The following is a 25,158-nucleotide window of genomic DNA, read 5'->3' on the forward strand; positions in this document are numbered from 1 at the left end:
GTTCGTAGGTGCTGCTGCAGTCGTTCGTAAGCTGGCGCGGTGTTCGGGAGCGCCGACGTGATTTTCGAAGGCGCTGACGCGTTTACGACGGCGCCGACGCGGGTAATCGAGGATGTCGGCAGGCGCGGGTGCGGTGTTTCACGGCACCCGCACGGCTCGGCAGGCGCCGTCGCGACGCTCGACGGTGCTGGTGCGGTATCAGCGGGATCCAGTGCGGTATGCGAAGGCATTGTCGCGGTGCGGTTCCAAGCATTCCGCGCGGTTTGCTGGGCCGTCGGCATGGCGTGATTCACAGGGGCGGCGGTCACCGTATGGTGCGGCGCGGTGTGAGCGGATGGAAACCGCGAAAATACTGGATTACCAGCATGTTTAGAATGCCTGCTCGCGTCCGATTTGTCGGATTTTCGCGTTGACACCGCCCGCGCGCTGTGACAGCTTGCTCCTGATTCCGCGCATTCGTCCCCGAATCGTCGCGGTCGCTGTTCGCGAGGAACGGGGTGGTGCGTGTGCGTTGGAGGCCGCAGGCAGGCGGCGCGGCAACGGTTTCGGCCGCCACACCGGATGCGTCCGGTGTCGGCAGAATAGTTCGGCCGCGCACTATTCGTGGCCGTTTGGCCAGAATCCTGTTCGTTTCGCTGACCCTGGTGCTCACGCTGCTCGGCATCACCCTCGCCAGGGAGATCCAGGCGTTCCAGCGCAGTGGCGACACGGTGGACGCAGTCTCGCTCGCCTTGGTGGTGCAGGACCTGCTGCACGAGACGCAGCGCGAGCGCGGTCTGAGCAACGGCCTGCTCGGCGGCGACGTCCGGCTGTACCAGGCCGTCGCGGACCAGCGCGGGGCGACCGACCGGGCGCTGCGCGCGCTCGATGCCGAATTGTCCGGCGGTGCGGACGGTTCCGGTGAGATCCGCGCCGCGGTCGGTCAGCTCGCCGGCCTGCCCGCGGTCCGCGCCCAGGTGGACGCGGGCCGGATCGGGCGGGCGGCCGCGTTCCAGTTCTACACCGACGCGATCGACGCCCTGAACCGTCCGCGGCTCGGCCTGGACCAGGCGCGCGACGCCGAGGTGCGGCACGGTCTGCTCGCGCTGTACGCGCTCGGCGAGGCGAAGGAACAGACGGCGCGCGAGCGCGGTTTCCTCAACGGCGTCTTCGCCGCCGACGGCTTCGATCCCGGCGAATACGTCCAGTTCCTCGACATCCGCGCCGCCAAACAGGCCGGGCTGGCCGCGTTCGCGCGCGACGCCACCACCGCGCAGCGCGACCTGCTCGACGCCGCGATGCGCGGCGCCGACGGGATGCGGGCGGCCGAATCCGAGCGCGTCGCCATCGATTCCAGCGCGGGCCCGCTGGTGCGGTCGGTGGATCCGAGCCTCTGGTGGGCGCAGATGACGGCCGTCATCGACGAGCAGCGCGCCGTGCAGCAGACGGTCGGCGACGCGGTGCGCCAGCGCGCGGCCGAACTGCGGCAGGTGGCGGCGGTGACTCTCGCCGGGTTCCTGATCGCCGCGCTGATCGCGATGGCGATCGAGATCGTGCTGGTGGTGGCGGGCGTGCGCGCCATCGTGCGCCCGCTGGCCGCGCTCGCCGCCGAGGCCGACGATGTGGCGGGGCGGCGGCTGCCCGAGGTGATCGCCGCCTGGCACGCCGGTGGCGACACGCAGCCGCCCCGTCCGCAGCCGGTGCGGACGCCGCCCGGCGCCGCCGTCGAGATCGCCGCCGTCGCCACCGCTTTGGACCGGGTGCAGGCCACCGCCTACGACCTGTCCTCGGAACAGGCGCTGCTGCGCCGCAACAGCACCGAGTCGATGGCGAACCTGGCCAGGCGCAACCAGAACCTGGTGCGCCGTCAGCTGGGGCTGATCAGCGAATTCGAGCGCGAGGAGCTCGATCCCAAGGCGCTGTCGAATCTGTTCGAGCTCGACCACCTCGCCACCCGCATGCGCCGCAACGCGGAGAGCCTGCTGGTGCTGGTCGGCGAGGCCAGCCCGCGGCGCTGGGCCGAACCGATCGCGCTCACCGACGTGATCCGCGCCGGCCTGTCCGAGGTGGACGACTACCGCAGGGTCGTGCTGCGCCGGATCGACGACGTCTCGATCGCGGGCGCGGTGGTCAGCGAACTGGCGCACATGCTCGCCGAGCTGATCGAGAACGGACTCGCCTTCTCCCCACCGGATCTGGAAGTCGAGATCTACGGCCGCAAAGTGGCCGCAGGCTACCTGCTCGCGGTCGTCGACCACGGCGTCGGCCTGCCCCCCGACCAACTGGCCGAGGCCAACGCCCGCCTGCGCGGCGACCGCGACTTCCTGGTCGCTCCGACCCGCTACCTCGGGCACTATGTGGTCGGCAGGCTCGCAGGCCGGCTCGGCATCGACGTCGAATTGACGATCGCGCCGGTGAGCGGCGTCGTGGCCCGGCTGCTGCTGCCGACGGAACTCCTCGGCGGGCAGCAGAATCCGCCCGCGACGCCAGGCGGCGCGGCGGCGCGAAACGGTGTTCTTCGCCCGGAACCGGATGTGGCGGGCTCGTCTCTCGAACTCGTCGGAGCATCGAGTGGATTCGGGCCGGCCCGCGACGGTGCGGCGACCGATGGACCACCGCTGTCCGCCCAGTGGTCGGCCCCGTCCGGCTCACCCCGCGAATTGCCCGGTGCGTCACTGGAGTTCCGCACGAACGGCGTCGGCGCGCCCGACCACGGGCGACGAGCCGCCACGCACGTCTCGCGTTCGCCGATCGAAACGATCGACACGACAGGGGAATTCCGCTCGGATCCCGCCCTCGGGTCGCACGCGCGCCGCGAGGCGACCGCAGGACGCGAGTCCGGATCGAACGAGCGCGACCATCGTGCCCGCCACGCATCCAATGGGAACGGCCGAGGACCGGGCCCGGCCCACGCCGCCGCCGGCGAATCCCCGTGGTTCCGCACCGCACCGGGCGACGCGCAGCCGCCGGTGCAGCAGCGCACCCGCAACGGACTCGTCAAGCGCACCAAAAGAACTCGCTCCGCCGAAGCCCTCGCGACGCAGCGCCCGTCGGCCCCGCGCCCGCCCGTCGCCCCGGCCGTCGAGCGATCGCCGGAGGAGGTGCGCGGCATGCTGTCGTCGTTCCGCACCGGGCACCAACGCGGCGGCGCGCCCGCCCGCCGCCCCGCCGACCCGGCCGAGAACGTCACGTACGACGCCGATCTGGCCCAGACCACCGCAGAGCAATGACCACCGCGAAGGGGAGCCCGTGACCACACACCTGCAACAGACCGCCGACCCGCACACCTTCAACTGGCTGCTGGCCAATTTCGTCCGCAACACCGACGGCGTCCGCGACACCGTCGCGGTCTCCTCCGACGGCCTGCTCATCGCTATGTCGGAGGGCCTGGACCGCACCGGAGCCGATCGGCTGGCCGCCATGGTGTCGGGACTGGCCAGCCTGGCGAGAAGCGCCTCGCGCAGCTACGAGTTCGACGGCCTGAAACTGATCATGATCGAGATGAAGCGCGGCTTCCTGCTCGTCTCCGCGCTCGGTGACGGCAGCTGCCTCGGCGTGATCGCCGAGGGCGGCTGCGACGTCGGACTGGTGGGCTACGAGATGGCGGTGCTCGCCGAACGGGCGGGCGCCCTGCTCGATCCGGCCCTGATCTCCGAGCTGCGAGAGACGTTGCGCAGATGAGAGATCCGGACCGGCCGCGGCTGCCGGACCCGCGGATGATCCCGGTGACCGAGTCGTTCGGATGGTTCGACCCGAGCCGTCTCGCACCGACCCGTCCGGCCGAACCTGTCGCAGGCGCGGACGACTTCGTGCGTCCGTTCGTCGTCACAGCGGGGCGCACCACCCCGCTGCTGGACGGCCTGCGCATCGAAACCCTGGTGCAGTCGCCGCCCGCCGCGCTCTCGGCCCCGCTGCGCTTCGAACAGCGCACCGTGGTGGTGCTGTGCCAGCGGCCCCATTCCATCGCCGAGATCGGCACCGCGCTGCGGGTGCCGGTGGGCGTCGCGACAGTGATCGTCAGCGATCTCGCGACCGCGGGCCACGTCACCGTCCGTGACGCACCGGAGCTCTCCACCGCAGCCATCGAGAGGATCAGGGATCTTGTACGGGCACTCTGACTTGCGGGTACCTCCCGCAGACCCGGCCATGCCTTCGTCGGTGAAGATCGTCGTCAGCGGCGGTTTCGGCGTCGGGAAGACCACCTTCATCGGGGCCATCTCCGAGATCGAGCCCTTGGTCACCGAGGCCGCCATGACCGAGGTGGCGGTCGGCGTCGACGATCCCGGCCACCGCGCGGACAAATCGCAGACCACCGTGGCGCTCGACTTCGGCCGCATCACACTGGACAGCTCGCTCATCCTGTACCTGTTCGGCACACCGGGCCAGGACCGTTTCGTCTTCCTCTGGGACGACCTGGTGGACGGCGCGCTCGGCGCGGTGATCGTGGTGGACACCGACCGCGTCGAGGACTGCTATCCGGTGCTGGACTACTTCGAGGAGCACAACACCCCGTTCGTCGTGGTGGTGAACCGTTTCGAGCTCGGCCCACGCTTCGAGCTCGACGAGGTGCGCGAGGCGCTCGGTCTCGACGACTGGATTCCGATCCTGGAATGCGATGCGCGCCAGCGTGATTCGGTCAAGGAGGTGCTCGTCGGCCTGCTGGAGCAGGTGCTGATGCACCGCTTGGCGGCGCCGCATCTGGCGGCGCGCGAAGTCGGCTGAGGCGGCCGGGCGCGCCCGCTCGGCTAGCGTGGTCGAGGTGGGCGAGCACAAGCAGCGGATGCTGAGCGGGGAGTTGTACAAGGACAGCGATCCGGAACTCGTCGCCGAGCGCCGGCGCGCGCAGTCGCTCTGCGACGAGTTCAACCGGACCGGCCCGGAGGAGACCGAGCGGCGCGAGCAGGTGCTGCGGCAGTTGCTCGGCAAGCTCGGGGAGGGGTCCTGGATCATGCCCCGATTCCAGTGCGATTACGGCTATCTCATCGAGATCGGCGCCAACAGCTTCCTCAACTACGACGCCGTCCTGCTCGACTGCGCGCCTATCGTCATCGGCGACGACGTCTCCATCGGACCGCGCTGCCAGCTGCTCACCGCCCTGCATCCGATGACCGATCACGAGGCGCGGCGGCAGCGCTGGGAGTCCGCGGCGCCGATCGCGATCGGCGACAACGTGTGGTTCGGCGGCGGCGTCATCGTCTGCCCCGGCGTCACGGTCGGCACGAACACGGTGGTGGGAGCGGGCAGCGTGGTGACCCGCGACCTGCCCGACGGCGTGTTCGCGGCGGGCAATCCGGCGCGGGTGATCCGCTCGCTCTAGCGACGCGGGAGAGGTCAGTCCGCGGTGCGGGTGAGCACCGCGATCGGCAGCCGCCGCGAACTGAGCGCCTGGTAGGTGGCGAAATCCGGAACGCGGTCCACCAGCACCCGCCAGCGCGCCGCGTACTCGTCCGCATCGGTTACCACCCGCGCGGTCACCGGCCAGGACTCGTGACCGACCCGCGCCTCGCCGCCGCCCGCCGCGACCAGATTGCGCCACCAGCTCGGCGGCTCGGGGTGTCCGCCGAACGAGCCGCTGACCAGCAGATCGTCGCCGTCCGGGACGTACATCAGCACGACGGACCGCGGTGCGCCGGTCTTGCGCCCCCGCACGGTCAGCTGGAACACCGGCCGTCCCAGCCACTTGCCGAACCAGGTGCCGCCGAATCGGGCGTAGAGCCGACTGTGCAGGCGGCCCTGCAGCCTGGTGACCGCGTTCAACCTGGTGGCGCCGAAGTGGGTGAACCGGCCGGTGAAGCTGAGCCGGGCGGGCGTGCTCGGGGGCTGGTCGGCCATGAGAATCCTCCGGTTCGGTACCGTCGTGCCGCCCACGCTACCTGCGCGAACTCGTCGTGTCTCGCCCCTCGACGGCCGCGAGAGGAGCTGTGCGGCAAGTGTGATTCGGGCACTTCGTACCGCTGTTCGTCCGGTTGCGGCAGTAGGGTCGATGCCGTGAGCGAACGAAGTGAGCGAACCGTGTGTCAGCGTGCTTCGCGCATGCCGGAGCCGAGCGTCAGCGAGGTGTAGGCATGAGTGATCCGCGGATCGAGACCGAACAGGACGCGACCCGGCCGCTGCGCGATGACATCCGTTTCCTGGGTGGCGTGCTGGGCGACACCATCCGCGACCACGAGGGTCCCGAGGTTTTCGACCTGATCGAGCGGGTCCGCATCGAGGCGTTCCGGGTGCGGCGCGAGGAGGTCGGGCGCAGCGCCGTCGCGGAGATGCTGGGCGGGGTGGACATCGCGGTGGCGCTGCCGCTGATCCGGGCCTTCACCTATTTCGTGCTGCTTGCCAACCTGGCCGAGGACATCCAGCGCGATCGCCGCCGCGCCGCGCACACGACGGCGGGGGAGCCGCCGCAGGAGTCCTCGCTGGCCGCCACCTACCGCAAACTGGACGCCGCCGCGCTGGCCGGTGCCGAGGTCGCCGATCTGCTCACCGACGCGCTGGTCTCGCCCGTGATCACCGCGCACCCCACCGAGACGCGCCGCCGCACCGTGTTCGACGGGCAGACCAAGATCACCGAGCTGATGCGAAGGCGCCAGCGCTACGCGGACACCGAGCCCGAGCGCGCCGACCTGGAGCTCGGCATCCGCCGCCAGGTGCTCTCGCTGTGGCGCACGGCCCTGATCCGTTTGGCGCGCTTGCGGATTCAGGACGAGATCGCCGTCGGCCTGCGCTACTACGAGCTGACCCTGCTCGACGTGATCCCGGCGATCAACGCCGAGGTGCGCGCCGCGCTGCGCTCCCGCTGGCCGGGCGTGGAGCTGCTCGACCGCCCGATCCTGCGACCCGGCTCCTGGATCGGCGGCGACCGGGACGGCAATCCCAATGTCACCGCCGACGTGGTGCGGCACGCGGCCGCGCAGGCCGCGGGGGTGGCGTTCGGTCGCTACCTGCGGGACCTGGTCGAGCTGGAGAAGACGCTGTCGCAGTCCGCGCGCCTCGTCCAGGTGACGCCGGAGGTGGCCGCGCTGGCCGCGGCGGGCTACGCCGATCCGGCCGCCCACGCCGACGAGCCGTATCGGCGTGCGCTGCATGCCATTCGGGCCCGGCTGTCGGTCACCGCGACCGCCGCGCTCGGCGCGCTGCCCGCCGACGGCATTCCGGACGCCGACGCGTCGCCGTATCCCACGCCCCGGGCGCTGCTCGACGATCTCGACGCCGTCGACGCCTCGCTGCGGGCCAGCGGCGACGGCCTGCTGGCCGACGACCGGCTCGCGGCGCTGCGCCACGCCGTCGAGACCTTCGGCTTCCACCTCCAAGGCTTGGACATGCGGCAGAACTCGGAGGTGCACGAGCAGGTCGTCGCGGAGCTGCTGGCCTGGGCGGGCGTACACGCCGACTACCCGAGCCTGCCGGAGAGCGAACGGGTGGAACTGCTGGCCGCCGAACTGCGCACCCGGCGGCCGCTGCTCGGCCCGCACGCCCGGCTCAGCGATCTGGCCGCCGGAGAAGTGGCGATCGTGCGGGCGGCCGCCGAGGTGGTCGGCACCTTCGGCGCGGAGGCCGTGCCGAACTACATCATCAGCATGTGTACCTCAGTCAGCGACATGCTGGAGGCGGCGCTGCTGCTGAAGGAGGGCGGACTGCTCGATCCCGGCGAGCCGGACGGCCCACCGCACTGCTCGGCGAACATCGTCCCGCTGTTCGAGACCATCGAGGATCTGCGCGCGGGCGCGGACACGCTCGCGGCGGCGCTCGAGGTGCCGGTGTATCGAGAGCTGGTGTCCGCCAAGGGCATGCGGCAGGAGGTCATGCTCGGCTACTCGGATTCCAACAAGGACGGCGGCTATCTGGCCGCGAACTGGGCGCTGTATCGCGCGGAGCTGGATCTGGTCGACGTGGCCCGCAAGGCGGGAATTCGCCTGCGGCTCTTCCACGGTCGCGGCGGCACTGTCGGTCGCGGCGGCGGCCGCAGCTACGACGCCATCCTCGCCCAGCCCGCGGGCGCGGTGCACGGTTCGCTGCGGCTCACCGAGCAGGGCGAGGTGATCGCCGCCAAGTACGCCGAATCCGGTGCGGCGCACCGCAATCTGGAATCGCTCATCGCGGGCACCCTGGAGTCGACGCTGCTGGATGTCGAGGGGCTCGGTGCCGACGCCGAACCGTCCTACGAACTCATGGACGATCTCGCCGCGCGGGCGCGCGCCGCGTATGCGCGGCTGGTGCACGAGACTCCCGGCTTCGTCGAGTACTTCCGGCAGTCGACGCCCGTCGCGGAGGTCGGCGACCTCAACATCGGCAGCAGGCCCGCCTCCCGCAAACCCACCAATTCGGTGGCCGACCTGCGCGCCATCCCCTGGGTGATGTCCTGGAGCCAGGCCAGGGTGATGCTGCCCGGCTGGTACGGCACCGGGAGCGCACTGGAGGAATGGGTCGCCGGCGACCCGGACCGGCTGGCAACGCTGTCGGACCTGTACCGGCGCTGGCCGTTCTTCCGGACGGTGCTGTCGAACCTGGCGCAGGTGATGGCCAAGAGCGATCTCGACATCGCCGCGCGCTACGCCGAATTGGTCGACGACGTCGCGCTGCGCGAACAGATCTTCGGCATGATCCGCGACGAGCACGCCAGGACCCTGCGCATGCACGCCGCCATCACCGGGTACGACGAGCTGCTCGCGGACAACCCGTCGCTCGCGGAATCCATCCACAACCGCTTCCCGTACCTGGAGCCGTTGAACCAGATGCAGGTCGAGTTGCTGCGCAGGCTGCGCGCCGGTGACGACTCGGAGCTGGTCAAACGTGGCATCCTGCTGACGATGAACGGCCTGGCCACGGCGCTGCGTAACTCGGGGTAGGTAACTCGGGAAAGGCACAACTCGGGGTTGCCGAAACGTCGCGACGCGAAGTTTGTTTCGCGACGAGTCGAGGCACGGACCACGACCGGCCGTCTTTTCGTGTGGCCGCCGCGACGCCCTCTCGGCACAGGTCCGGACGACGCGGACTCGCGACGGCGCGGGCCCGAAGGAAGGAACACCGTGGCGATCGACGAGAAAGCCGTTGCCGCACTGTCCGATCGGGTCCTCGGTCCGGAGCACAAAGGGCTGCCGCCCGGCGCGTGGGGGCGGACCGCCCGCGAGTTCCTGGCGACCGAGCCGTTCCTCGACGAGTTCGAGACCCCGCTGCTGACCTTGGATCGGGACGCGCTGTCGACCAACCTCTCGGTGATGGGCGACTGGGCTCGTGCGGCGGGTGTGCGACTGGCCCCGCACGGCAAGACCACCATGGCGCCGCAGCTGTGGTCCGAGCAGCTGGACAGCGGGTGCTGGGGCATCACGCTGGCCACCGTCTGGCAGGTGCAGCTGGCGCGCGCGTTCGGGGTGTCGCGCATCGTGCTCGCGAACTCCTTGGTGGATCCGGTCGGATTGCGCTGGGTGGCAGCGGAGTTGGCGCGCGATCCGGATTTCGAGTTCTGCTGCTGGGTGGACGGCGTGGCCGCCGTGGCATTGATGGACGAGATCCTGGCGGGCGAGCCGGACGCCGCCCGCGTTCCGGTCGTGGTCGAGCTCGGCGGCCCGCACGGACGCACCGGAGCGCGTACCGGTGCGGACGCGCACGCGGTCGCCGACGCGGTCCAGCGGTCGCGCCGGTTGACGCTCGCCGGTGTCGGAGGCTACGAGGCCGCACTGGCCCACGATCGCGGTGCGGAGGGCCTCGCCGCGGTCCGCCGCTACCTCGACGAGCTCGTCCGGCTGCACCGTGCGTTCGCGGACGCCGGACGCTACGCAGGGCGCGCGATCGTCACCGCGGGCGGCAGCGCCTATCAGGACCTGGTGGTCGAATATCTGGCGGAGCTCGCGGACGAGCAAGGGGCACAAGGCATTCCGACCACGGTGGTGCTGCGTTCGGGCGCCTACCTGATCCACGACGACGGCTTCTACGCGGGAATCTCCCCGCTCGCCGCCGACCGCGCCGACCGGCCGCTGCGCTCGGCCATGCACGTGTGGGCCCGCACCGTCTCCCGTCCGGAGGCGGAGCTCGCGTTGCTCGATGCGGGCAAGCGCGACATGCCGTTCGATCTGGGTCTTCCCGTCCCGCACTATGTCGCGGGACGGGATTATTCGTCGCTGCCATCCGGCGCGACGATCAGCGCGCTCAACGATCAGCACGCTTTCGTGCGCCTGCCCGGCGGCACGGTGGACGATCTGCCGGTCGGCTCGGTGGTGCGGCTCGGTCTCTCTCATCCGTGCACGGCCTTCGACAAGTGGCGCCTCATCCCGGTCGTCGACGACGCGGACGCCGCACGCCCGCGCGTGGTCGACCTGGTGCACACCTTCTTCTGACGGACCGCACGGCGCTCGGTCTCATGGACCCCGCTGCGCTCGCTCTGGTGGACGGCACGGGGCTTGGTCTGGTGGACGGCACCGGGCTCGGCCTGGCGGACGGCACCGCGCCTGGTCCGACGGACCGCACCGCGCTCAGGCGGAAAAGTCCCGCACCGCGCCGGTGCAGCGGGTGGCTTGGGCGCGTAGCGCCGCGACGAGCTCCGGTGGTCCGCTCACCAGGGTGAAGTCGAGATCGACGGAAGTGATCATCCAGGTCAGCGCCTCCGGTGTGTCCGCACCGACGTGCAAGCGGCAGCGGTGTTCGTCCACGGCCTCGACGACGCCCGTGCCCGGCCAGATTCGGGGACCGGCGTCCTCGGCCGAGGCGTGCAGCAGCACGATCGCACGCCAGGGCCAGGCGCGGTCGGACAGCCGCATCGAAAGATAGGTCGCCGCATCGCCTTCCGGCAGTTCGCGCGGTGTGAAGCGCGGGCCGGTGGGGGTGCGCGGGGTGAGCCGATCCACCCGGAACGTGCGCCAGTCGGCGCGAACCACGTCCCAGGCGACCAGATACCAGTGGCGGCTGAAATGCACCAGACTGTACGGTTCCACTTCCCGCGGTCCCGTCGACCCGTCGTGTGCGCGATAGTCGAAGCGCAACCGCTCCCTGCGCTGACAGGCGTCGGCGATGGCCATGAGTGTGTCCGGTTCGACCGTCACCGTGGGCGCGCCGACCCGGACGGTGGCGGCGCGCCAGGTGCGCACGCGGTGGCGCAGCCGCGGCGGCAGCACCTGCTCCAGCTTGGACAGCGCGCGCAGCGCCGCCTCCTCGATGCCCGCGACCGTCCCGTCGGAGGCGCCGCGCAATCCGACCGCCACGGCGATGGCCTCCTCGTCGTCGAGCAGCAGCGGCGGCAGCGACGCGCCCGCGCCAAGCCGGTAGCCCGCCGTCCCGCGCGTGGCGTGCACGGGGTAGCCGAGTTCGCGCAGCCGGTCCACATCGCGGCGGACCGTGCGACCTGTGACGCCGAGCCGCTCGGCGAGTTCGGCCCCCGTCCAGTCCCGGTGGGTCTGCAACAGCGCGAGCAGTCTCAGCAGCCGCGCCGAGGTCTCCAACATGAGAAGAGAATGCCATCCACTTAGGAATGGAACTGTCCTAAGCGGCTCCTAGCGTGGCTCACATGACGACCGAACAGGACATCCGCCCCTTCCGCATCGAGATTCCGCAGGCACAGCTCGACCAGCTGCACACCCGCTTGGCCGACACCCTGTGGCCCGAGGAGCTGCCCGGCGTCGGCTGGGACAAGGGCATGCCGGTCTCCTACCTGAAGCCGCTGGCCGAGTACTGGCGCACCGGCTACGACTGGCGCGCCGTGGAGGCGAGGCTCAACGAGCTGCCGCAGTTCGTCACCGAGATCGACGGCGAACGGGTGCACTTCCTGCACGTGCGCTCGCCCGAGCCGGACGCGCTGCCGCTGGTGCTCAACCACGGATGGCCCGGCACGTTCATCGAATTCCTCGACGTCCTCGGCCCGCTCAGCGATCCGCGCGCGCACGGCGGCGACCCCGCCGACGCGTTCCACCTGGTCGTCCCGTCGCTGCCCGGCTTCGCCTTCTCCGGCGTCGGACCGAAGGTGGGGCAGGGATCCACGGAGCACTACGCGCAGGTGGTCGCGCAGCTGATGGCGCGACTCGGCTACGACCGGTACGGCGCGCAAGGTGGCGACGCCGGCTTCTTCGTCGCCACCGAGCTGGGGCGCATCGCGACCGATCACGTCGTCGGCATCCACGTCAACGGACCGATCACGCTGCCGTCCTGGGACGCCGAATCCTGGGACGGCGAAGCGGCCGACGGCGGTGCGTCTTGGGGCGGCGAAGCGGCCGACGGGAGCGGGTCCGGGGAGTCCTCGGGTGCGAAGGGCGGCGGCGCGCAGTCTTGGGGCGCGGGCGGCGATCAGTCGTCGCGTGGTGCGGAGCGCGAGACCAGCGACGGTGGTGCGGACGGTGACGAGGGCGTGCACCTCCGGGGCGCGGGCGGCGACCAGTCGTCGGGCGGTGCGAAGAGCGAGGCCGGCCACGGCGGTGCCTACGGTGACGGGGGCGCGCAGTCCCGGGGTGCGGCCGAGGGCGGTAACCAATCTTGGGACGATGCGAAGAGCGAGGGCGGCGGTCAATCCTGGGGCGGGGGCGATGGGGCGGCTTGGGGCGGCGGGCACTCCGCATACAGCCCCGAGGACCAGGCGAAGCTGGCGAAGCTGACCGGCGAGGAGAGCTTCACGCGCTACGGCTACGCCATGGTGCAGGCGGGCCGCCCGCAGACCCTGGCCATCGGCATGCACGATTCGCCAGCGGGCCTGCTGTCCTGGATCGTGGACATGTTCCAGCGCTGGACCAACCCGGCCATCGAGCTGCCCGAGGACGCGGTGGATCGCGACGCGCTGCTCACCAACGTCAGCCTCTACTGGTTCACCAAGACCTTCGCCTCCTCGATCCGGCTGTACGGCGAGGGCGAGGCGTGGGGCGGCGCGGCGAAGAACTCCGGTGTCCCGACCGCCGCGGCGATCTTCCCCGGCGACCTGTCGATCCGCCCGATCGCCGAGGAACAGCACACCATCGTGCGCTGGACCGAGTTCGACCGCGGCGGCCACTTCGCCGCCATGGAGGCGCCGGACCTGCTGACCGCCGACGTGCGCGCCTTCTTCCGCGACGTGCGCTGATCCGACGCGCGTTCCCGCGGGCCTCGGTCGGCGGGAACGCGCGTGTCGGTTGACCTCGAGCGGGTCGGCGTCGGCGTCGGCCGCATCGAGCAGGAGCGGGAGGTTGTCCTCACTGAGTTCGATCAGCTCGGCGACCGGTGCGGCGCGCTCGCACCGGATCGTGTCGGCTCGCTCGAGATGCTTCGGCGACCAGAAGGCGGCCCAGTCGGCGTCCTGGCCGAGCCCGCGGCGAATCGACAGCACCCGATCGACGAGAACGACCAGATCGGCGAGGGCGCGCTCGCTCTCGGCGCGGTCCACGAAGCCCATGTGAACGGCGGAATCGCGCACCGTGACGATCCGCGCGAGCAGCTCCTCCGGTAGGTGGACGTCGGCGGGTGTGGCGCGGCGTCAGATCCGCACTGCGTCGATTCGGTGCTGTGTCGGTTTGTTGCCGGGTCGATTCGGTGGCGCGTCAGATCGGCGCCGCGCGGTAGCGGTCGGCCGCCGCCGCGGTGCTGTATCGGTTCGTCGCCGCGTCGAATCGGTGCCGAATCAGATCGACGCCGCGCCGAATCGGTGCCGAATCAGATCGACGCCGCGCCGTACCGGTCCGCCATCGCCGCCGCGGTGCGTGCGAGCTGGGCGCGCAGCTCGGGCGGATCGAGGATCTCGGCGTGCTCGCCGAGCGGCAGGATCCCGTGCATCAGGACCGGATACGACTCGGCGGCCAGCGTCACGGCCACCCAGCCCTCGGCGTCCGGCTCGCTCATCGAGGCCAGCGCCTCGGCGACCGCAGCGGGTTCGAAGCCGAGTCGCAGCAGCCGCACGTGCTTCGCGTCGATCCGGCAGCGCGCCCGCACCCGCAGCATCGACCGCGCGAACTCGTGCTGCGCCGCCGCCCAGTGCGCGGCCAGCTCGAAATCGTCCGGCCTGCCGAAGAATTCGCCGGTCGGTGCGGCCTCGAGAATCCGGCTCACCCGGTAGGAGCGAATGTCGGCGCCCTGACGGGCCACGAGGTACCAGGTGCCTGCCTTGGACACCAGCCCGAGCGGGTCGAGCAGCCTGCGCACCTCGCCGTCCTTGCGTCCGTAACGGATGGCCAGCCTGCGGTCGTGCCACAACGCGTCGGCGATGGTGGCCAGGGTCGGCGTGTCCTCGGGGCGGTGGAACCAGCCCGGCGCGTCGATGTGCACCCGTTCCGCGATCCTGGTCGCCCGGCCGCGCAGTTCGGGCGGCAGCGCCGCGAGCACTTTGAGCTGCGCCGTGGCCAGCACGGTGCCGAGACCGAGGTCGGCGGCTGCGTCGGGCAGCCCGGCCAGTAGCACCGCGTCGGCTTCCTCCGAGGTCAGGCCGGTCAGCCGGGTCCGGTAGCCGTCGACGAGCCGGACACCGCCGCCGCGGCCCGGCTCGCTGTACACGGGGACGCCCGCCGCGGAGAGCGCCTCGACGTCGCGGTACACCGTCCGGACCGACACCTCGAGCTCGGCCGCCAGCTCGGGCGCGGAGACCCGCCCCCTGGTCTGGAGCAGCAACAACAGCTGCACCAGTCGACTCGCTCGCATACCCAGAAGACTAGCCGGAAACCTTGACGCGACCTGTCAGGTTTCGGGCGTAGCGTGCCCGGCATGACCTTTTGGACCCAGTTCACCGAAGAAGCGCCGAAGATCTCGACCGTCTTCCGCCGCCGCCACAAAGCGACCGGCAACCTGTGCATGCTGGCCACGCTCCGGGCCGACGGCTCGCCGCGGATCAGTCCCGTAGAGCCGAGGATCTTCGAGGGCATGCTGGTCGTCGTCGGCATGCCGGGCACCACCAAGTTCAAGGACCTCGCCCGCGACCCGCGGTTCTGCCTGCACACCGCGACGGTGGACACGATGGTCGGCGACGGCGACGCGAAGCTGTTCGGCGCCGTCACCGATCTGCCGGACCGCGACCTGCACGCGCGGTTCGCGCAGAACCTGTTCGAGGAGAGCGGTTTCGATATCCGCGGCCAGGAGTTCGACCATTTCTATGTCGCCGACCTGACCGGGGCGTCGTGCGTGGAGATCGCCGACGATCAGCTCGCCATCACGATCTGGAAACCGGGCCAGGGCGAGCGCGTGGTGCGTAAATAACGCGACGGCCCTGTCACCCGGGCGGGTGACAGGGCCGTCGAAGTCGGCGTTACGCTCAGAGGTAGGCGCCGCAGACCGGCCAAGCGCCTGCGCCCTGCGTGGCGAGCACGTTCTCGGCGACGCGGATCTGCTCCTCGCGGCTCGCGTTGGACGCATCGCCGGAGCCACCGTTGGCGGCCCAGGTGCTGTCGGTGAACTGCAGGCCACCGGAGAAGCCGTTACCGGTGTCGGTCGACCAGTTGCCGCTGCTCTCGCACTGGGCGACGGCGTCCCAGTTGTGGCTGGAGGCGGAAGCGGTGGACGTTGCCAGACCGAACGGGACGGCAACGAGGGCGCCCAGGGCAACGGTGAAGCCGGCGGCACGGGTGCTGAACTTACGGGTCTGAGACATGTGGTATTCCTGACTGCGCCCGCCGGCTCGACCAGCGATCGGTCGAGTCCCTGTCCCCAGTGAATGTCGGGGGTCTCGAACCGCGGGACAGGGTTGCCGGTGTTCGGCGGTTCGAGCTCGAGCCCGTCGTGTTCGATCGGGCCGTCACCGACGATAACGAATCAATCTCGTCAGATCACGTGGCAATAACGTCCGAGTTGTCAGAACGCTCGGTCGTACATGTCGGCATTCGCGCAGTTGAGGCCCGTGAAATGGGTAATCGCGCCGATGTGATTCCTAAACGAAAATGTGTCCCGGATCACTGAATAATTGTGGTAACGGTCTCGTTCACCGGAACGATTTGCGAGGTTTCGCGGTTGTCGCGGGTCGCTATCGGGCCGTGATAGGCGTGGCGTGATTGCGATGAAATACCAGGTAGATCCATATTTGCGCCGCTGTGACCCGCCTTGGAGGGCTCGGATGCTTCCGAAAGAGACCGGCATCACAGTTTTACATGTAGGCGCATCAGAAATGGTGTTCGGGATTGTTTCAGATTGTCGCGCTCGCCGATTCGTGGGTGTGTGCGTTCCCCTCCGTCGGATCGGTGTGTGGCGGGGTTGATTCGGGGAAATTGCATGGCGTGCGCGGTATTTCGGCAGAAATGATCTTCGCGTTGGTGGGCGCCGTTGGGGGAGTGTGGATTTCGGTGGGCGCGCCACCTCACGGCAACGAGTTCGCCTGAATGTCGCGATAGCTCGGGATGCCCGCGGCGACCGGTCGTCCCGCGCGCACCGCGTCCGCCACGTCGACGGCCGCCGCCAGCGCCGCCCGGTAGAGCAGGGAGCCGGTGCTGATCCGCCGCACACCGAGCTCTGCCAGCTCGGCGACCGTGGGGCCACCGACGGAGTACAGGATGTTGACCGGGAGCGGCACGGACGCGACCATCCGCCGGATCGCGTCCGGCTCGGTGAGTCCGGGAACGAAGAGCCCGTCGGCGCCCGCCCGCGCGTACCGGCCCGCCCGCTCCAGCGTGGACTCGGGGTCGATGCCGAGCCAGTGCGTGTCGACCCGCGCGTTGACGAACACCGTGGGCGTGCGCTCCTTGATCGCGGCGATCAGCGCGGCCTGATGTTCGGGGTCGGCCAGTTCGGTGTCCGCGCGCCCGTCCTCGATGTTGACGCCCGCGATGCCGAGCGCGTCGAGCGCCGCCACGAACTCCGCGACCTCGCCCGGTTCGTCGCTGAAGCCGCCCTCGATGTCGACGGTCACCGGCACGGCGAGCCGCGAGAGCCGCCGCGCCAGCGCCAGGGTCTCCGCACCGGTGACGCCGGTGCCGTCGGGCACGCCCGCGGCGGCCGCGACACCCAGGCTGGTGGTGCCGATCGCCGGGAACCCCTCGGCGGCCAGCACGGCAGCCGACGCGAAGTCCCACGCGTTCGGCAGCACCAGCGGGATCGCGCGATGGTGCAGATCGTGGAATGCCGTCACCTTGTCCATACCGCCGACGGTATCCCTCGAGCGCGGGCCCGGCCGGATTTCCCGGTCGCCGCCGCCACGGCCCCGACGCGCTGTTGTCCGCTGTGAGGCGCGCCGTGGCATGGCTGCGCGGCGGCGGTCCCGAGCGCGATCGCCACCGCATAAGGCCGCCTTATGGGGTGATCGGCATTGGACCACTACCCGCCGACGCGAGCGAGCGCAAAGATCATGAACGCCCCAGGTCGCGGGCCACAGGAACAGCAGAGGAGAAGATCGTGACGTTCGTTGTCGGTGCCGCCTGCGTCGATGTGCTGGATCGGGCCTGCGTCGAGGAGTGCCCGATCGACTGCATCTTCGTCGGCGATCGGATGGCGTACATCCAGCCCGACGAGTGCATCGACTGCGGGGCCTGCGAACCGGTCTGCCCGGTCGAGGCGATCTACTTCGAGGATGACATTCCGCCCGGGCAGGAGCAGTTCGTCCTCGAGAACGCGCGGTTCTTCAGCGAGCCGCTGCCCGGACGGCCAACGCCGCTCGGGCAGCCGGGCGGCGCGACGGGGATCGGAGCGTTGGGAGTCGATACGACCTACGTGCAGGAGTATCGGTCGTGAACGCGTGCTCGACGTGCGGCGGCGCGGTCGGCAACTCTCGATAGTCCGGCGCGCTGGCACCGGTTCGAATCCTTTCTCGGGCGGGGACGCTCTTATGGTCGTGACAATCGAACCGAGACGAAGGACCAGGGTGGATGTCCGCGTGGTCCTCTCCGCACCGCAATCGTCGGACACCGCGTCGGACGGTCGAGGAGGTGAGCGGAGTGGAACGCGGGTGGGCCGGTGAGCAGCTGGTGGCAGCGGCCCAGCGCGGTGACCAGGAAGCGATCTCCGCGATCGTGTACGGGGCCCATCCGCACGTGCGGCGCTTCGCGCACCACCTGTGCGCGTCCTCCGACGACGCCGAAGAGGCCGCCCAAGAAGCGTTGATCACCCTGTATCGCAAGATCGGGACGCTGCGCGCCACGACAGCCCTCGCGTCGTGGATGTTCCGCATCGTTCGCAACGAATGCCTGCGGCGCGCCCGATACCTGCTCGACCCCGGACCGCAGACCGCTGCCGACGCCGACGTCGTCGCCTCCGCCGAGGACGAAGTCTTGCGCAGGCTCGACGCCGACGAGCTCGCTCAGGCGATCGCCGTGCTACCCGATCTCCAGCGCAGAGTCCTGATCATGCGCGATGTGCTCGGCTACCCCGGGCGCACGACCGCCGACGCGCTCGGCCTGAGCGTCGCGGCGATGAAATCCCAGCTCCACCGCGCCCGCGCCGCGATCCGGCACAGCCTCCGCCACCATCCGTGACCTCGGCTGCCGCCGGACGCGACAGCGACTCCGCGGCCATCGATCGAACGACCACCGCCCTCCCGAATCGAAGGGAAGTCCCGCCATGCTCACCTCCGGATCCCCCGCGCCGGAATTGGAACTCGAAGACACCGCCGGTCAGGCTTGGCGTCTGTCCGACTACCGCGGAGCGCACAGCGCACTGCTGTACTTCATGCGGTCGACGTCGTGCCCGATGTGCAACCGGCATGTTCGCGATCTCATCGCGCACCGGAACGAGTTCGACGCCGCCGACGTCCGTGTCCTCGTCATGGTGCCCGAGGGTCGCGACGCGGGCCTGGCGTGGCAGACCGACAACGGCATCCCGTTCCCCGTCCTCGTCGGCCCGGCGGGAACTCCGCACGAGGCGGTCGGCCTGACCCGCAAAGTCTTCGGTTCGATGCAGCAGTCCGGCACCCTCCTCGTCGACCCGGACGGCATCATCCGCCACGCGCATGGCGCCACTCTGCCCACCAGCAGCTACGACAAGAAGGGCATCCTCGCGGCCGTCCACTCCCTGCGCAGCCGCGCAAACCCCTGACACTCGGCCGGTATCGGCTGGCGGGCCCGCCCCCGCCGATGCCTGCGCTCGGTTGTCGAGCGCGCACCGCATACGAGGGGGGCGTCGTGCCGGGGGGGGGGGGGGGGGGGGTCCCGCCCCCCCCCCCCCCCCCCGCCCCGTCCTGCGCTGCCCGCCCCGTCCTGCGCTGCCCGCCCCGTCCTGCGCTGCCCGTCCTGCGCTGCCCGCCCCGTCCTGCGCTGCCCGCCCCGTCCTGCGCTGCCCGCCCCGTCCTGCGCTGCCCGCCCCGTCCTGCGCTGCCCGCCCCGTCCTGCGCTGCCCGCCCCGTCCTGCGCTGCCCGTCCTGCGCTGCCCGCCCCGTCCTGCGCTGCCCGCCCCGTCCTGCGCTGCCCGCGTCGTCTCGCGCTGCCCGCGTCGTCTCGCGCTGCCCGGTCCTGCGTTGTCTTGCGCTGCCCCGGCCCACGTCGTCTCGCGCTGCTTCGTTTCGTCTCGCGCTGCTGCTCAGGCCGGGTGCACCATCTGGGAGACGCCGGTATCGTGGTCCCGGACTCCGCCCGCTCACTAGCGCAGCCGGCGCTCGCAGCCGCACCAGCGGCTACCCCGAGGCCCACTCCAGGCTGGAGACCATCGGCTCCGGCGTTCTCGATCCGATCTTCGTCGGGTTTCCAGAATCGGGTCGATTTTTCGGCCGTGCTGGGTAACACAGTGCTGTGGGTGTCGTTCGGGCTGTTCATCGCGGTGGCGAGGGTGCCGGTCGGCCCGCTGCCCGCCCCGTCGGTGGGGCGCTCGGCACCGCGAGTTCGAACGCTTGTCGCACCCCGTCCATGAATGGGATTGCATAGTCGTGCATAATCATTTCATGGCTGATTCGGATGCGCCCCCGTTGCGGGTTGCTGTTGCCGGTGCGAGCGGGTACGCGGGCGGCGAGGTGCTGCGCCTGCTGCTCGGGCATCCACGCTACCGAGCCGGGCGCCTCGAGATCGGGGCGCTGACCGCGGGTTCGAACGCCGGAACCACCCTGGGCGAGCACCAGCCACATCTGCTGCCGCTGGCCGACCGGGTGCTCGCCCCGACCACCGCCGACGAACTGGCAGGCCACGACGTGGTCTTCCTCGGCCTGCCGCACGGCCAGTCCGCCGCCATCGCGCAGGCGTTGCCCGAATCCACCGTGATCATCGACTGCGGCGCGGACTACCGCCTCCGCGACGCCGCCGCCTGGGAGAAGTACTACGGCAGCGCGCACGCCGGCAGCTGGCCCTACGGCCTGCCGGAACTGCCCGGCGGGCGGGACGCGCTGCGCGGCGCGACCAGGATCGCGGTGCCCGGCTGCTACCCGACCGTCGCGAGCCTGGCCATGGCGCCCGCCGTGGCCGCCGGGATCATCGAGCCTCAGGTGACGGTGGTCGCGGTGAGCGGCACCTCGGGCGCGGGCCGCAAACTGGACGTCGGCCTGCTCGGCTCGGAGGTGATGGGTTCGGCCCGCGCCTACAACATCGCGGGCGCGCACCGGCACACCCCGGAGATCGCGCAGAACCTGAAGGCCGCGGGCGGCGTGGACGTCGCGGTGTCGTTCACCCCGGTCCTCGCCCCGATGCCGCGCGGCATCCTCGCCACCTGCACCGCGCCGACCGCGGTGGACGCCGCGCAGGCCCGCGCCGTCTACGAGAAGGCCTACGCCGACGAGCCTTTCGTGCATCTGCTGCCCGAAGGCGTGCTCCCGCAGACCGGTTCGGTGCTCGGCTCCAACGCCGTCACCCTGCAGGTCGCGGTGGACGCCGACGCGGGACAGCTCGTGGTGATCGGCGCGATCGACAACCTGACCAAGGGCACCGCGGGCGCCGCGGTCCAATCCATGAACCTGGCCGTCGGATTCGACGAGACCGAGGGCCTCACCACCGTAGGAGTGGCACCGTGACGACAACCGCTGGGACCTCGACCGAGAGCGCGAACGGCAAACTCGTCCGCAGCCAGGGCGTGACCGCGCCGCTCGGCTTCCGCGCCGCGGGCATCGCGGCGGGTATCAAGGCGAGCGGCAAACCCGATCTGGCGCTGGTCTTCAACGAGGGCCCGGAATACGCCGCTGCCGGGGTTTTCACCCGCAACCAGGTCAAGGCCGCGCCGGTGCTGTGGTCCCAGCAGGTGCTGAAGTCCGGCAGGTTGCGCGCCGTGGTCCTCAATTCCGGCGGGGCCAACGCCTGCACCGGTCCCGGCGGCTTCCAGGACACCCACCAGACCGCCGAGAAGCTCGCCGAGGCGCTGAGCAACTGGGGCACCGAGACCGGCGCGGGCGAAATCGCCGTCTGCTCGACGGGTTTGATCGGCGATCGGCTGCCGATGGACAAGCTGCTGCCCGGTATCACCGAGATCGTGCACGAGATGGGCGGCGGCATGTCCGGTGGCGCCGACGCGGCTTACGCCATCATGACCACCGACACCGTGCCCAAGGAGGCCGCCTTCCACCACCGCGACAAGTGGAACGTGGGCGGCATGGCCAAGGGCGCGGGCATGCTCGCGCCCTCGCTGGCCACCATGCTGGTCGTGCTGACCACCGACGCCGCGGTGAGCGCCGAACAGCTCGACAAGGCGCTGCGCAACGCCACCCGGCTCACCTTCGACCGGCTCGACGTGGACGGCTCCTGTTCCACCAACGACACCGTGCTGTTGCTGGCCAACGGCGCCAGTGAGGTCACCCCGTCGCAGGAGGAGCTCGACGCCGCGGTGCTCGCGGTCTGCGACGACCTGGCCGCCCAGCTGATGGCCGACGCCGAGGGCGTCACCAAGCGGGTGACGATCACCGTCACCGGCGCGGTCGACGAGGAGCAGGCGCTGATCGCGGCGCGCGCGGTGGCCCGCGACAGCCTGGTCAAGACCGCGCTGTTCGGCTCGGACCCGAACTGGGGCCGGGTGCTCGCCGCGGTCGGCATCGCGCCGATCACGCTGGACCCGAACCGGATCTCGGTGTCGTTCAACGGGAATCCGGTCTGCGTCGACAGCGTCGGCGCGCCGGGCGCGCGCCAGGTGGACCTGTCCGGCGCGGACATCGCCGTGCTCGTCGAGCTGAACGTCGGTGACGGCACGGCCGTGGTCCGCACCACCGACCTGTCGCACGGTTACGTCGAAGAGAATTCGGCCTACAGCTCATGACGAGTCCGGCGATTCACGAACTCTCGGCGCTGGACAAGGCGCACGTCCTGGCCGACGCACTGCCCTGGTTGCAGAAGTTCCGCGACAAGATCGTCGTGGTGAAGTACGGCGGCAACGCCATGATCGACGACGAGCTCAAGCGCGCCTTCGCCGCGGACATGGCGTTCCTGCGCACCGTCGGCGTGCATCCCGTGGTGGTGCACGGCGGCGGCCCGCAGATCAGCGCGATGCTGAAAAGGCTTGGCCTGCAAGGGGAATTCCGCGGCGGCTTCCGCGTCACCACGCCCGAGGTGATGGACGTGGTGCGGATGGTGCTGTTCGGTCAGGTCGGCCGCGAGCTGGTCGGGCTGATCAACGCGCACGGGCCCTACGCGGTCGGCATCTCCGGCGAGGACGCCGGACTGTTCACCGCGACGCGGCGCACCGTCGACGTGGACGGCGAGGCGACCGACATCGGCCTGGTCGGCGACGTCACCGAGGTCAACCCGGAGGCGGTGCTCGATCTGATCGGAGCCGGACGCATCCCGGTGGTCTCCACCATCGCCCCCGACGCCGACGGCGTGGTGCACAACATCAACGCCGACACCGCGGCGGCCGCGCTCGCCGAGGGCATCGGCGCGGAGAAACTCGTGGTGCTCACCGACGTGGAGGGCCTGTACACCGACTGGCCCGACCGGTCCTCGCTGACCAGCCACATCGACGCCCACGAGCTGGCCGCCTTGCTGCCGAGCCTGGATGCGGGCATGGTGCCCAAGATGGAAGCCTGCTTGCGCGCCGTGCTCGGCGGTGTGCCGACCGCGCACGTGATCGACGGACGGGTCCCGCACTCGGTCCTGCTCGAGCTGTTCACCGGAGAAGGAATCGGAACGATGGTGACGCCCGTCCCGGCTGGGACCGGCGCACCGAACGGAACGAAATCATGAGTACTGTCGACGAATTGCAGCAGCGGTGGTCCGCCGCGATGATGAACAACTACGGCACGCCGAGGGTCGCGCTGGTGCGCGGCGCGGGCGCCGTGGTCTACGACGCGGACGGCAAGCGCTACGTCGATTTCCTCGGCGGTATCGCGGTCAACAGCCTCGGCCACGCCCACCCGGCGATCCTCGCCGCGGTCACCCAGCAGCTGGGCACCCTCGGTCACGTCTCGAATCTGTATGTCAGCGAACCGGTCGTCGAACTGGCCGAGCGGCTGCTCGCGCACTTCGGCGACGGCGAGGGCAAGGCGTTCTTCTGCAACTCGGGCACCGAGGCCAACGAGGCGGCGTTCAAGATCGCCCGGCTGACCGGGCGGCACAAGATCGTCGCCTGCGAGGAGGCGTTCCACGGCCGCACCATGGGCGCGCTGGCGCTCACCGGCCAGCCGTCCAAGCGGGCGCCGTTCGAGCCCATGCCGCCCGGCGTGGTGCACGTGCCCTACGGCGACGCGGCCGCGCTGGAGGCGGCGGTCGACGACGAGACCGCCGCGGTGTTCCTCGAACCCATGATGGGGGAGAGCGGCGTGGTGGTCCCGCCGATCGACTACCTGGTCAAGGCGCGCGAGATCACCGCGCGGCACGGCGCGCTGCTGGTGCTCGACGAGGTGCAGACCGGCATCGGCCGCACCGGAAAGTTCTACGCGCACCAGGCCGTCGGCATCGTGCCCGACGTGATCACGCTGGCCAAGGGGCTCGGCGGTGGTCTGCCGATCGGCGCGGTGCTGGCCAACGGCCGGGCGGCCGAGCTGCTCACGCCCGGCCTGCACGGCACCACGTTCGGCGGCAACCCGGTGTGCGCCGCGGCGGCGCTCGCGGTGCTGCGCACCATCGACGAGACCGATCTGCTCGCCCACGTCGAGTCGGTCGGCAAGCGGCTCAGCGACGGCATCGAACTGCTCGAGCACCCGCTGATCGATCACGTGCGCGGCGCCGGCCTGCTGCTGGGAGTCGTGCTCACCCAGGACGTTTCGGCACAGGTCGAGGCGCGGGCGCGGGAAGCGGGGTACTTGGTGAACGCGCCCAAGCCGAATGTCATCCGGCTGGCGCCCCCGCTGGTGCTCACCGAGACCCAGTCGGACAATTTCGTCGCCGACCTGCCGGAGATACTGGACGGCGCCGCGGCGGACGCGAAGGAGGCCCGGTAATGAGCGAACGAAGTGAGCGAATCATGTGCCAGCGCGCCCCGCGCATGCCGGAGCCGAGCGGCAGCGAGGCGCAGGCATGAGCGAGCTGCGGCACTTCCTGCGCGACGACGACGTCTCGCCCGCCGAGCAGGCCGAAATCCTCACGCTGGCGGCGGAGCTCAAGAAGAACCCGTTCGCGCACCGCCCCCTGGAGGGCCCGCGGGGTGTCGGGGTGATCTTCGAGAAGAACTCCACCCGCACCCGCTTCTCCTTCGAGATGGGCATCGCCCAGCTCGGCGGACACGCCGTGGTGGTGGACGGCCGCGACACCCAGCTCGGGCGCGAGGAGACCCTCGCCGACACCGGCCGGGTGCTCTCCCGCTATGTCGACGCCATCGTCTGGCGCACCTTCGAGCAGGTCCGCTTGGACGAAATGGCCTCGGCGGCAACGGTTCCGGTGGTGAACGCGCTGTCCAACGAGTTCCACCCCTGCCAGGTGCTCGCCGACCTGCTCACCCTGCGGGAACGCAAGGGCGATCTGACCGGGCGCAACCTCGCCTACTTCGGCGACGGCGCGAACAACATGGCGCACTCGCTGCTGCTCGGCGGCGTCACCGCCGGGTTGAACGTGACCATCGCCGCGCCTGCGGGTTTCGAGCCGCTGCCGTGGATTCTGGAGGACGCGCGCAAGCGGGCCGCCGAGACCGGGGCGACGATCACCGTCACCGGCGACCCGGTGGCCGCCGCGGCGGGCGCGGACGCGCTGGTCACCGACACCTGGACCTCCATGGGCCAGGAGAACGACGGACTGGACCGGGTGGGCCCGTTCCGCCCGTTCCGGCTCGACGACGCGCTGCTGGCCAATGCCAAGCCGGACGTCGTCGTGCTGCACTGCCTTCCGGCGCATCGCGGCGAGGAGATCACCGACGAGGTGCTCGACGGACCGCACAGCGTGGTCTGGGACGAGGCGGAGAACCGCCTGCACGCGCAGAAGGCGCTGCTGGTGTGGCTGCTGGCCAGACGCGGCGGTGCGGCGTGATCGGGCGACGTACCGTGCCGGTGCGGGAGGGGCGACGATGAGC

The 25,158-nt window shown here is 70.6% G+C and carries 23 protein-coding genes; 18 read left to right on the top strand and 5 right to left on the bottom strand.

Annotated elements, in window-relative coordinates:
• Positions 1-611: 611 nt before the first annotated feature.
• Genes AC3ERS_RS26240 through AC3ERS_RS26260 form a run of 5 tightly spaced genes read left to right on the top strand, consistent with a single transcriptional unit; the run spans position 612 to position 5,296 of the window.
• Positions 612-3,209 (top strand): sensor histidine kinase, encoded by a 2,598-nt coding sequence (locus tag AC3ERS_RS26240; protein ID WP_431970747.1) that lies wholly within the window; start codon positions 612-614, stop codon positions 3,207-3,209.
• A gap of 19 nt (positions 3,210-3,228) precedes the next feature.
• Positions 3,229-3,660, top strand: coding sequence for a roadblock/LC7 domain-containing protein (locus AC3ERS_RS26245; protein WP_431970748.1), 432 nt, complete (start codon positions 3,229-3,231; stop codon positions 3,658-3,660).
• Positions 3,657-4,097 carry a DUF742 domain-containing protein gene (locus AC3ERS_RS26250; protein WP_431970749.1) on the top strand — a complete coding sequence of 147 codons (441 nt, stop codon included), beginning with the start codon at positions 3,657-3,659 and terminating at the stop codon, positions 4,095-4,097. Before AC3ERS_RS26245 ends, AC3ERS_RS26250 begins: the two co-directional genes overlap by 4 nt.
• Positions 4,098-4,125: 28 nt before the next feature.
• A complete protein-coding gene (locus tag AC3ERS_RS26255) occupies positions 4,126-4,701 on the top strand; it encodes a GTP-binding protein (RefSeq protein ID WP_431970750.1) in 576 nt (191 codons plus the stop codon).
• Positions 4,702-4,759: 58 nt separating this feature from the next.
• Positions 4,760-5,296, top strand: a complete 537-nt coding sequence (locus AC3ERS_RS26260; RefSeq protein ID WP_431970827.1) for a sugar O-acetyltransferase — start codon at positions 4,760-4,762, stop codon at positions 5,294-5,296.
• A 14-nt stretch (positions 5,297-5,310) separates the two neighbouring features.
• On the opposite strand, the gene AC3ERS_RS26265 is transcribed toward AC3ERS_RS26260, so the two are convergent.
• Positions 5,311-5,811 carry a nitroreductase/quinone reductase family protein gene (locus AC3ERS_RS26265; RefSeq protein ID WP_431970751.1) on the bottom strand — a complete coding sequence of 167 codons (501 nt, stop codon included), beginning with the start codon at positions 5,809-5,811 and terminating at the stop codon, positions 5,311-5,313.
• 233 nt (positions 5,812-6,044) lie between these two features.
• On the opposite strand from AC3ERS_RS26265, the gene ppc reads away from it, so the two are divergent.
• Both ppc and AC3ERS_RS26275 read left to right on the top strand, forming a co-directional pair.
• Entirely contained in the window at positions 6,045-8,819 is a 2,775-nt protein-coding gene (gene ppc / locus AC3ERS_RS26270) for a phosphoenolpyruvate carboxylase (RefSeq protein ID WP_431970752.1), read from the top strand.
• A 180-nt stretch (positions 8,820-8,999) separates the two neighbouring features.
• Positions 9,000-10,304 carry a type III PLP-dependent enzyme domain-containing protein gene (locus AC3ERS_RS26275; protein WP_431970753.1) on the top strand — a complete coding sequence of 435 codons (1,305 nt, stop codon included), beginning with the start codon at positions 9,000-9,002 and terminating at the stop codon, positions 10,302-10,304.
• Between the two features lie 135 nt (positions 10,305-10,439).
• Here the strand turns inward: AC3ERS_RS26275 and AC3ERS_RS26280 are convergent, their stop codons facing one another.
• A complete protein-coding gene (locus tag AC3ERS_RS26280; RefSeq protein ID WP_431970754.1) occupies positions 10,440-11,405 on the bottom strand; it encodes a helix-turn-helix transcriptional regulator in 966 nt (321 codons plus the stop codon).
• Between the two features lie 62 nt (positions 11,406-11,467).
• Here AC3ERS_RS26280 and AC3ERS_RS26285 point away from each other — a divergent pair, with 62 nt between their 5' ends.
• Both AC3ERS_RS26285 and AC3ERS_RS26290 read left to right on the top strand, forming a co-directional pair.
• Complete coding sequence (locus AC3ERS_RS26285; protein WP_431970755.1) at positions 11,468-13,003, top strand: epoxide hydrolase family protein; 1,536 nt, start codon at positions 11,468-11,470, stop codon at positions 13,001-13,003.
• A 42-nt stretch (positions 13,004-13,045) separates the two neighbouring features.
• A complete protein-coding gene (locus tag AC3ERS_RS26290; protein WP_431970756.1) occupies positions 13,046-13,366 on the top strand; it encodes a hypothetical protein in 321 nt (106 codons plus the stop codon).
• A gap of 203 nt (positions 13,367-13,569) precedes the next feature.
• Here AC3ERS_RS26290 and AC3ERS_RS26295 read toward each other — a convergent pair whose 3' ends face one another.
• Positions 13,570-14,547, bottom strand: coding sequence for a helix-turn-helix transcriptional regulator (locus tag AC3ERS_RS26295; RefSeq protein WP_431970757.1), 978 nt, complete (start codon positions 14,545-14,547; stop codon positions 13,570-13,572).
• Positions 14,548-14,610: 63 nt separating this feature from the next.
• Between AC3ERS_RS26295 and AC3ERS_RS26300 the strand changes: the two genes are divergently transcribed.
• Positions 14,611-15,099 carry a pyridoxamine 5'-phosphate oxidase family protein gene (locus tag AC3ERS_RS26300; RefSeq protein WP_431970758.1) on the top strand — a complete coding sequence of 163 codons (489 nt, stop codon included), beginning with the start codon at positions 14,611-14,613 and terminating at the stop codon, positions 15,097-15,099.
• A gap of 55 nt (positions 15,100-15,154) precedes the next feature.
• Here AC3ERS_RS26300 and AC3ERS_RS26305 read toward each other — a convergent pair whose 3' ends face one another.
• Positions 15,155-15,490: a transglycosylase family protein gene (locus AC3ERS_RS26305; protein WP_431970759.1), complete on the bottom strand. Its 336-nt coding sequence runs from the start codon at positions 15,488-15,490 to the stop codon at positions 15,155-15,157.
• 699 nt (positions 15,491-16,189) lie between these two features.
• A complete protein-coding gene (locus tag AC3ERS_RS26310) occupies positions 16,190-16,966 on the bottom strand; it encodes an isocitrate lyase/PEP mutase family protein (protein ID WP_431970760.1) in 777 nt (258 codons plus the stop codon).
• Between the two features lie 254 nt (positions 16,967-17,220).
• Between AC3ERS_RS26310 and fdxA the strand changes: the two genes are divergently transcribed.
• From fdxA to argF, 8 genes are all read left to right on the top strand, one after another.
• Positions 17,221-17,556, top strand: a complete 336-nt coding sequence (gene fdxA / locus AC3ERS_RS26315; RefSeq protein ID WP_431970828.1) for a ferredoxin — start codon at positions 17,221-17,223, stop codon at positions 17,554-17,556.
• Positions 17,557-17,750: 194 nt separating this feature from the next.
• Positions 17,751-18,296: an RNA polymerase sigma factor gene (locus AC3ERS_RS26320; protein ID WP_431970761.1), complete on the top strand. Its 546-nt coding sequence runs from the start codon at positions 17,751-17,753 to the stop codon at positions 18,294-18,296.
• An 85-nt stretch (positions 18,297-18,381) separates the two neighbouring features.
• A complete protein-coding gene (locus AC3ERS_RS26325) occupies positions 18,382-18,855 on the top strand; it encodes a peroxiredoxin family protein (RefSeq protein ID WP_431970762.1) in 474 nt (157 codons plus the stop codon).
• Positions 18,856-19,693: 838 nt separating this feature from the next.
• Positions 19,694-20,749: an N-acetyl-gamma-glutamyl-phosphate reductase gene (argC, locus tag AC3ERS_RS26330; protein ID WP_431970763.1), complete on the top strand. Its 1,056-nt coding sequence runs from the start codon at positions 19,694-19,696 to the stop codon at positions 20,747-20,749.
• Complete coding sequence (argJ, locus tag AC3ERS_RS26335; RefSeq protein ID WP_431970764.1) at positions 20,746-21,978, top strand: bifunctional glutamate N-acetyltransferase/amino-acid acetyltransferase ArgJ; 1,233 nt, start codon at positions 20,746-20,748, stop codon at positions 21,976-21,978. Before argC ends, argJ begins: the two co-directional genes overlap by 4 nt.
• Positions 21,975-22,901, top strand: a complete 927-nt coding sequence (argB, locus tag AC3ERS_RS26340) for an acetylglutamate kinase (RefSeq protein ID WP_431970765.1) — start codon at positions 21,975-21,977, stop codon at positions 22,899-22,901. The genes argJ and argB overlap by 4 nt, the downstream gene beginning before the upstream one ends.
• Positions 22,898-24,097, top strand: coding sequence for an acetylornithine transaminase (locus AC3ERS_RS26345; protein ID WP_431970766.1), 1,200 nt, complete (start codon positions 22,898-22,900; stop codon positions 24,095-24,097). The genes argB and AC3ERS_RS26345 overlap by 4 nt, the downstream gene beginning before the upstream one ends.
• 76 nt (positions 24,098-24,173) lie before the next feature.
• Positions 24,174-25,115, top strand: coding sequence for an ornithine carbamoyltransferase (gene argF, locus AC3ERS_RS26350; RefSeq protein ID WP_431970767.1), 942 nt, complete (start codon positions 24,174-24,176; stop codon positions 25,113-25,115).
• Positions 25,116-25,158: the final 43 nt, after the last annotated feature.

The organism is Nocardia sp. bgisy134 (assembly GCF_057708325.1).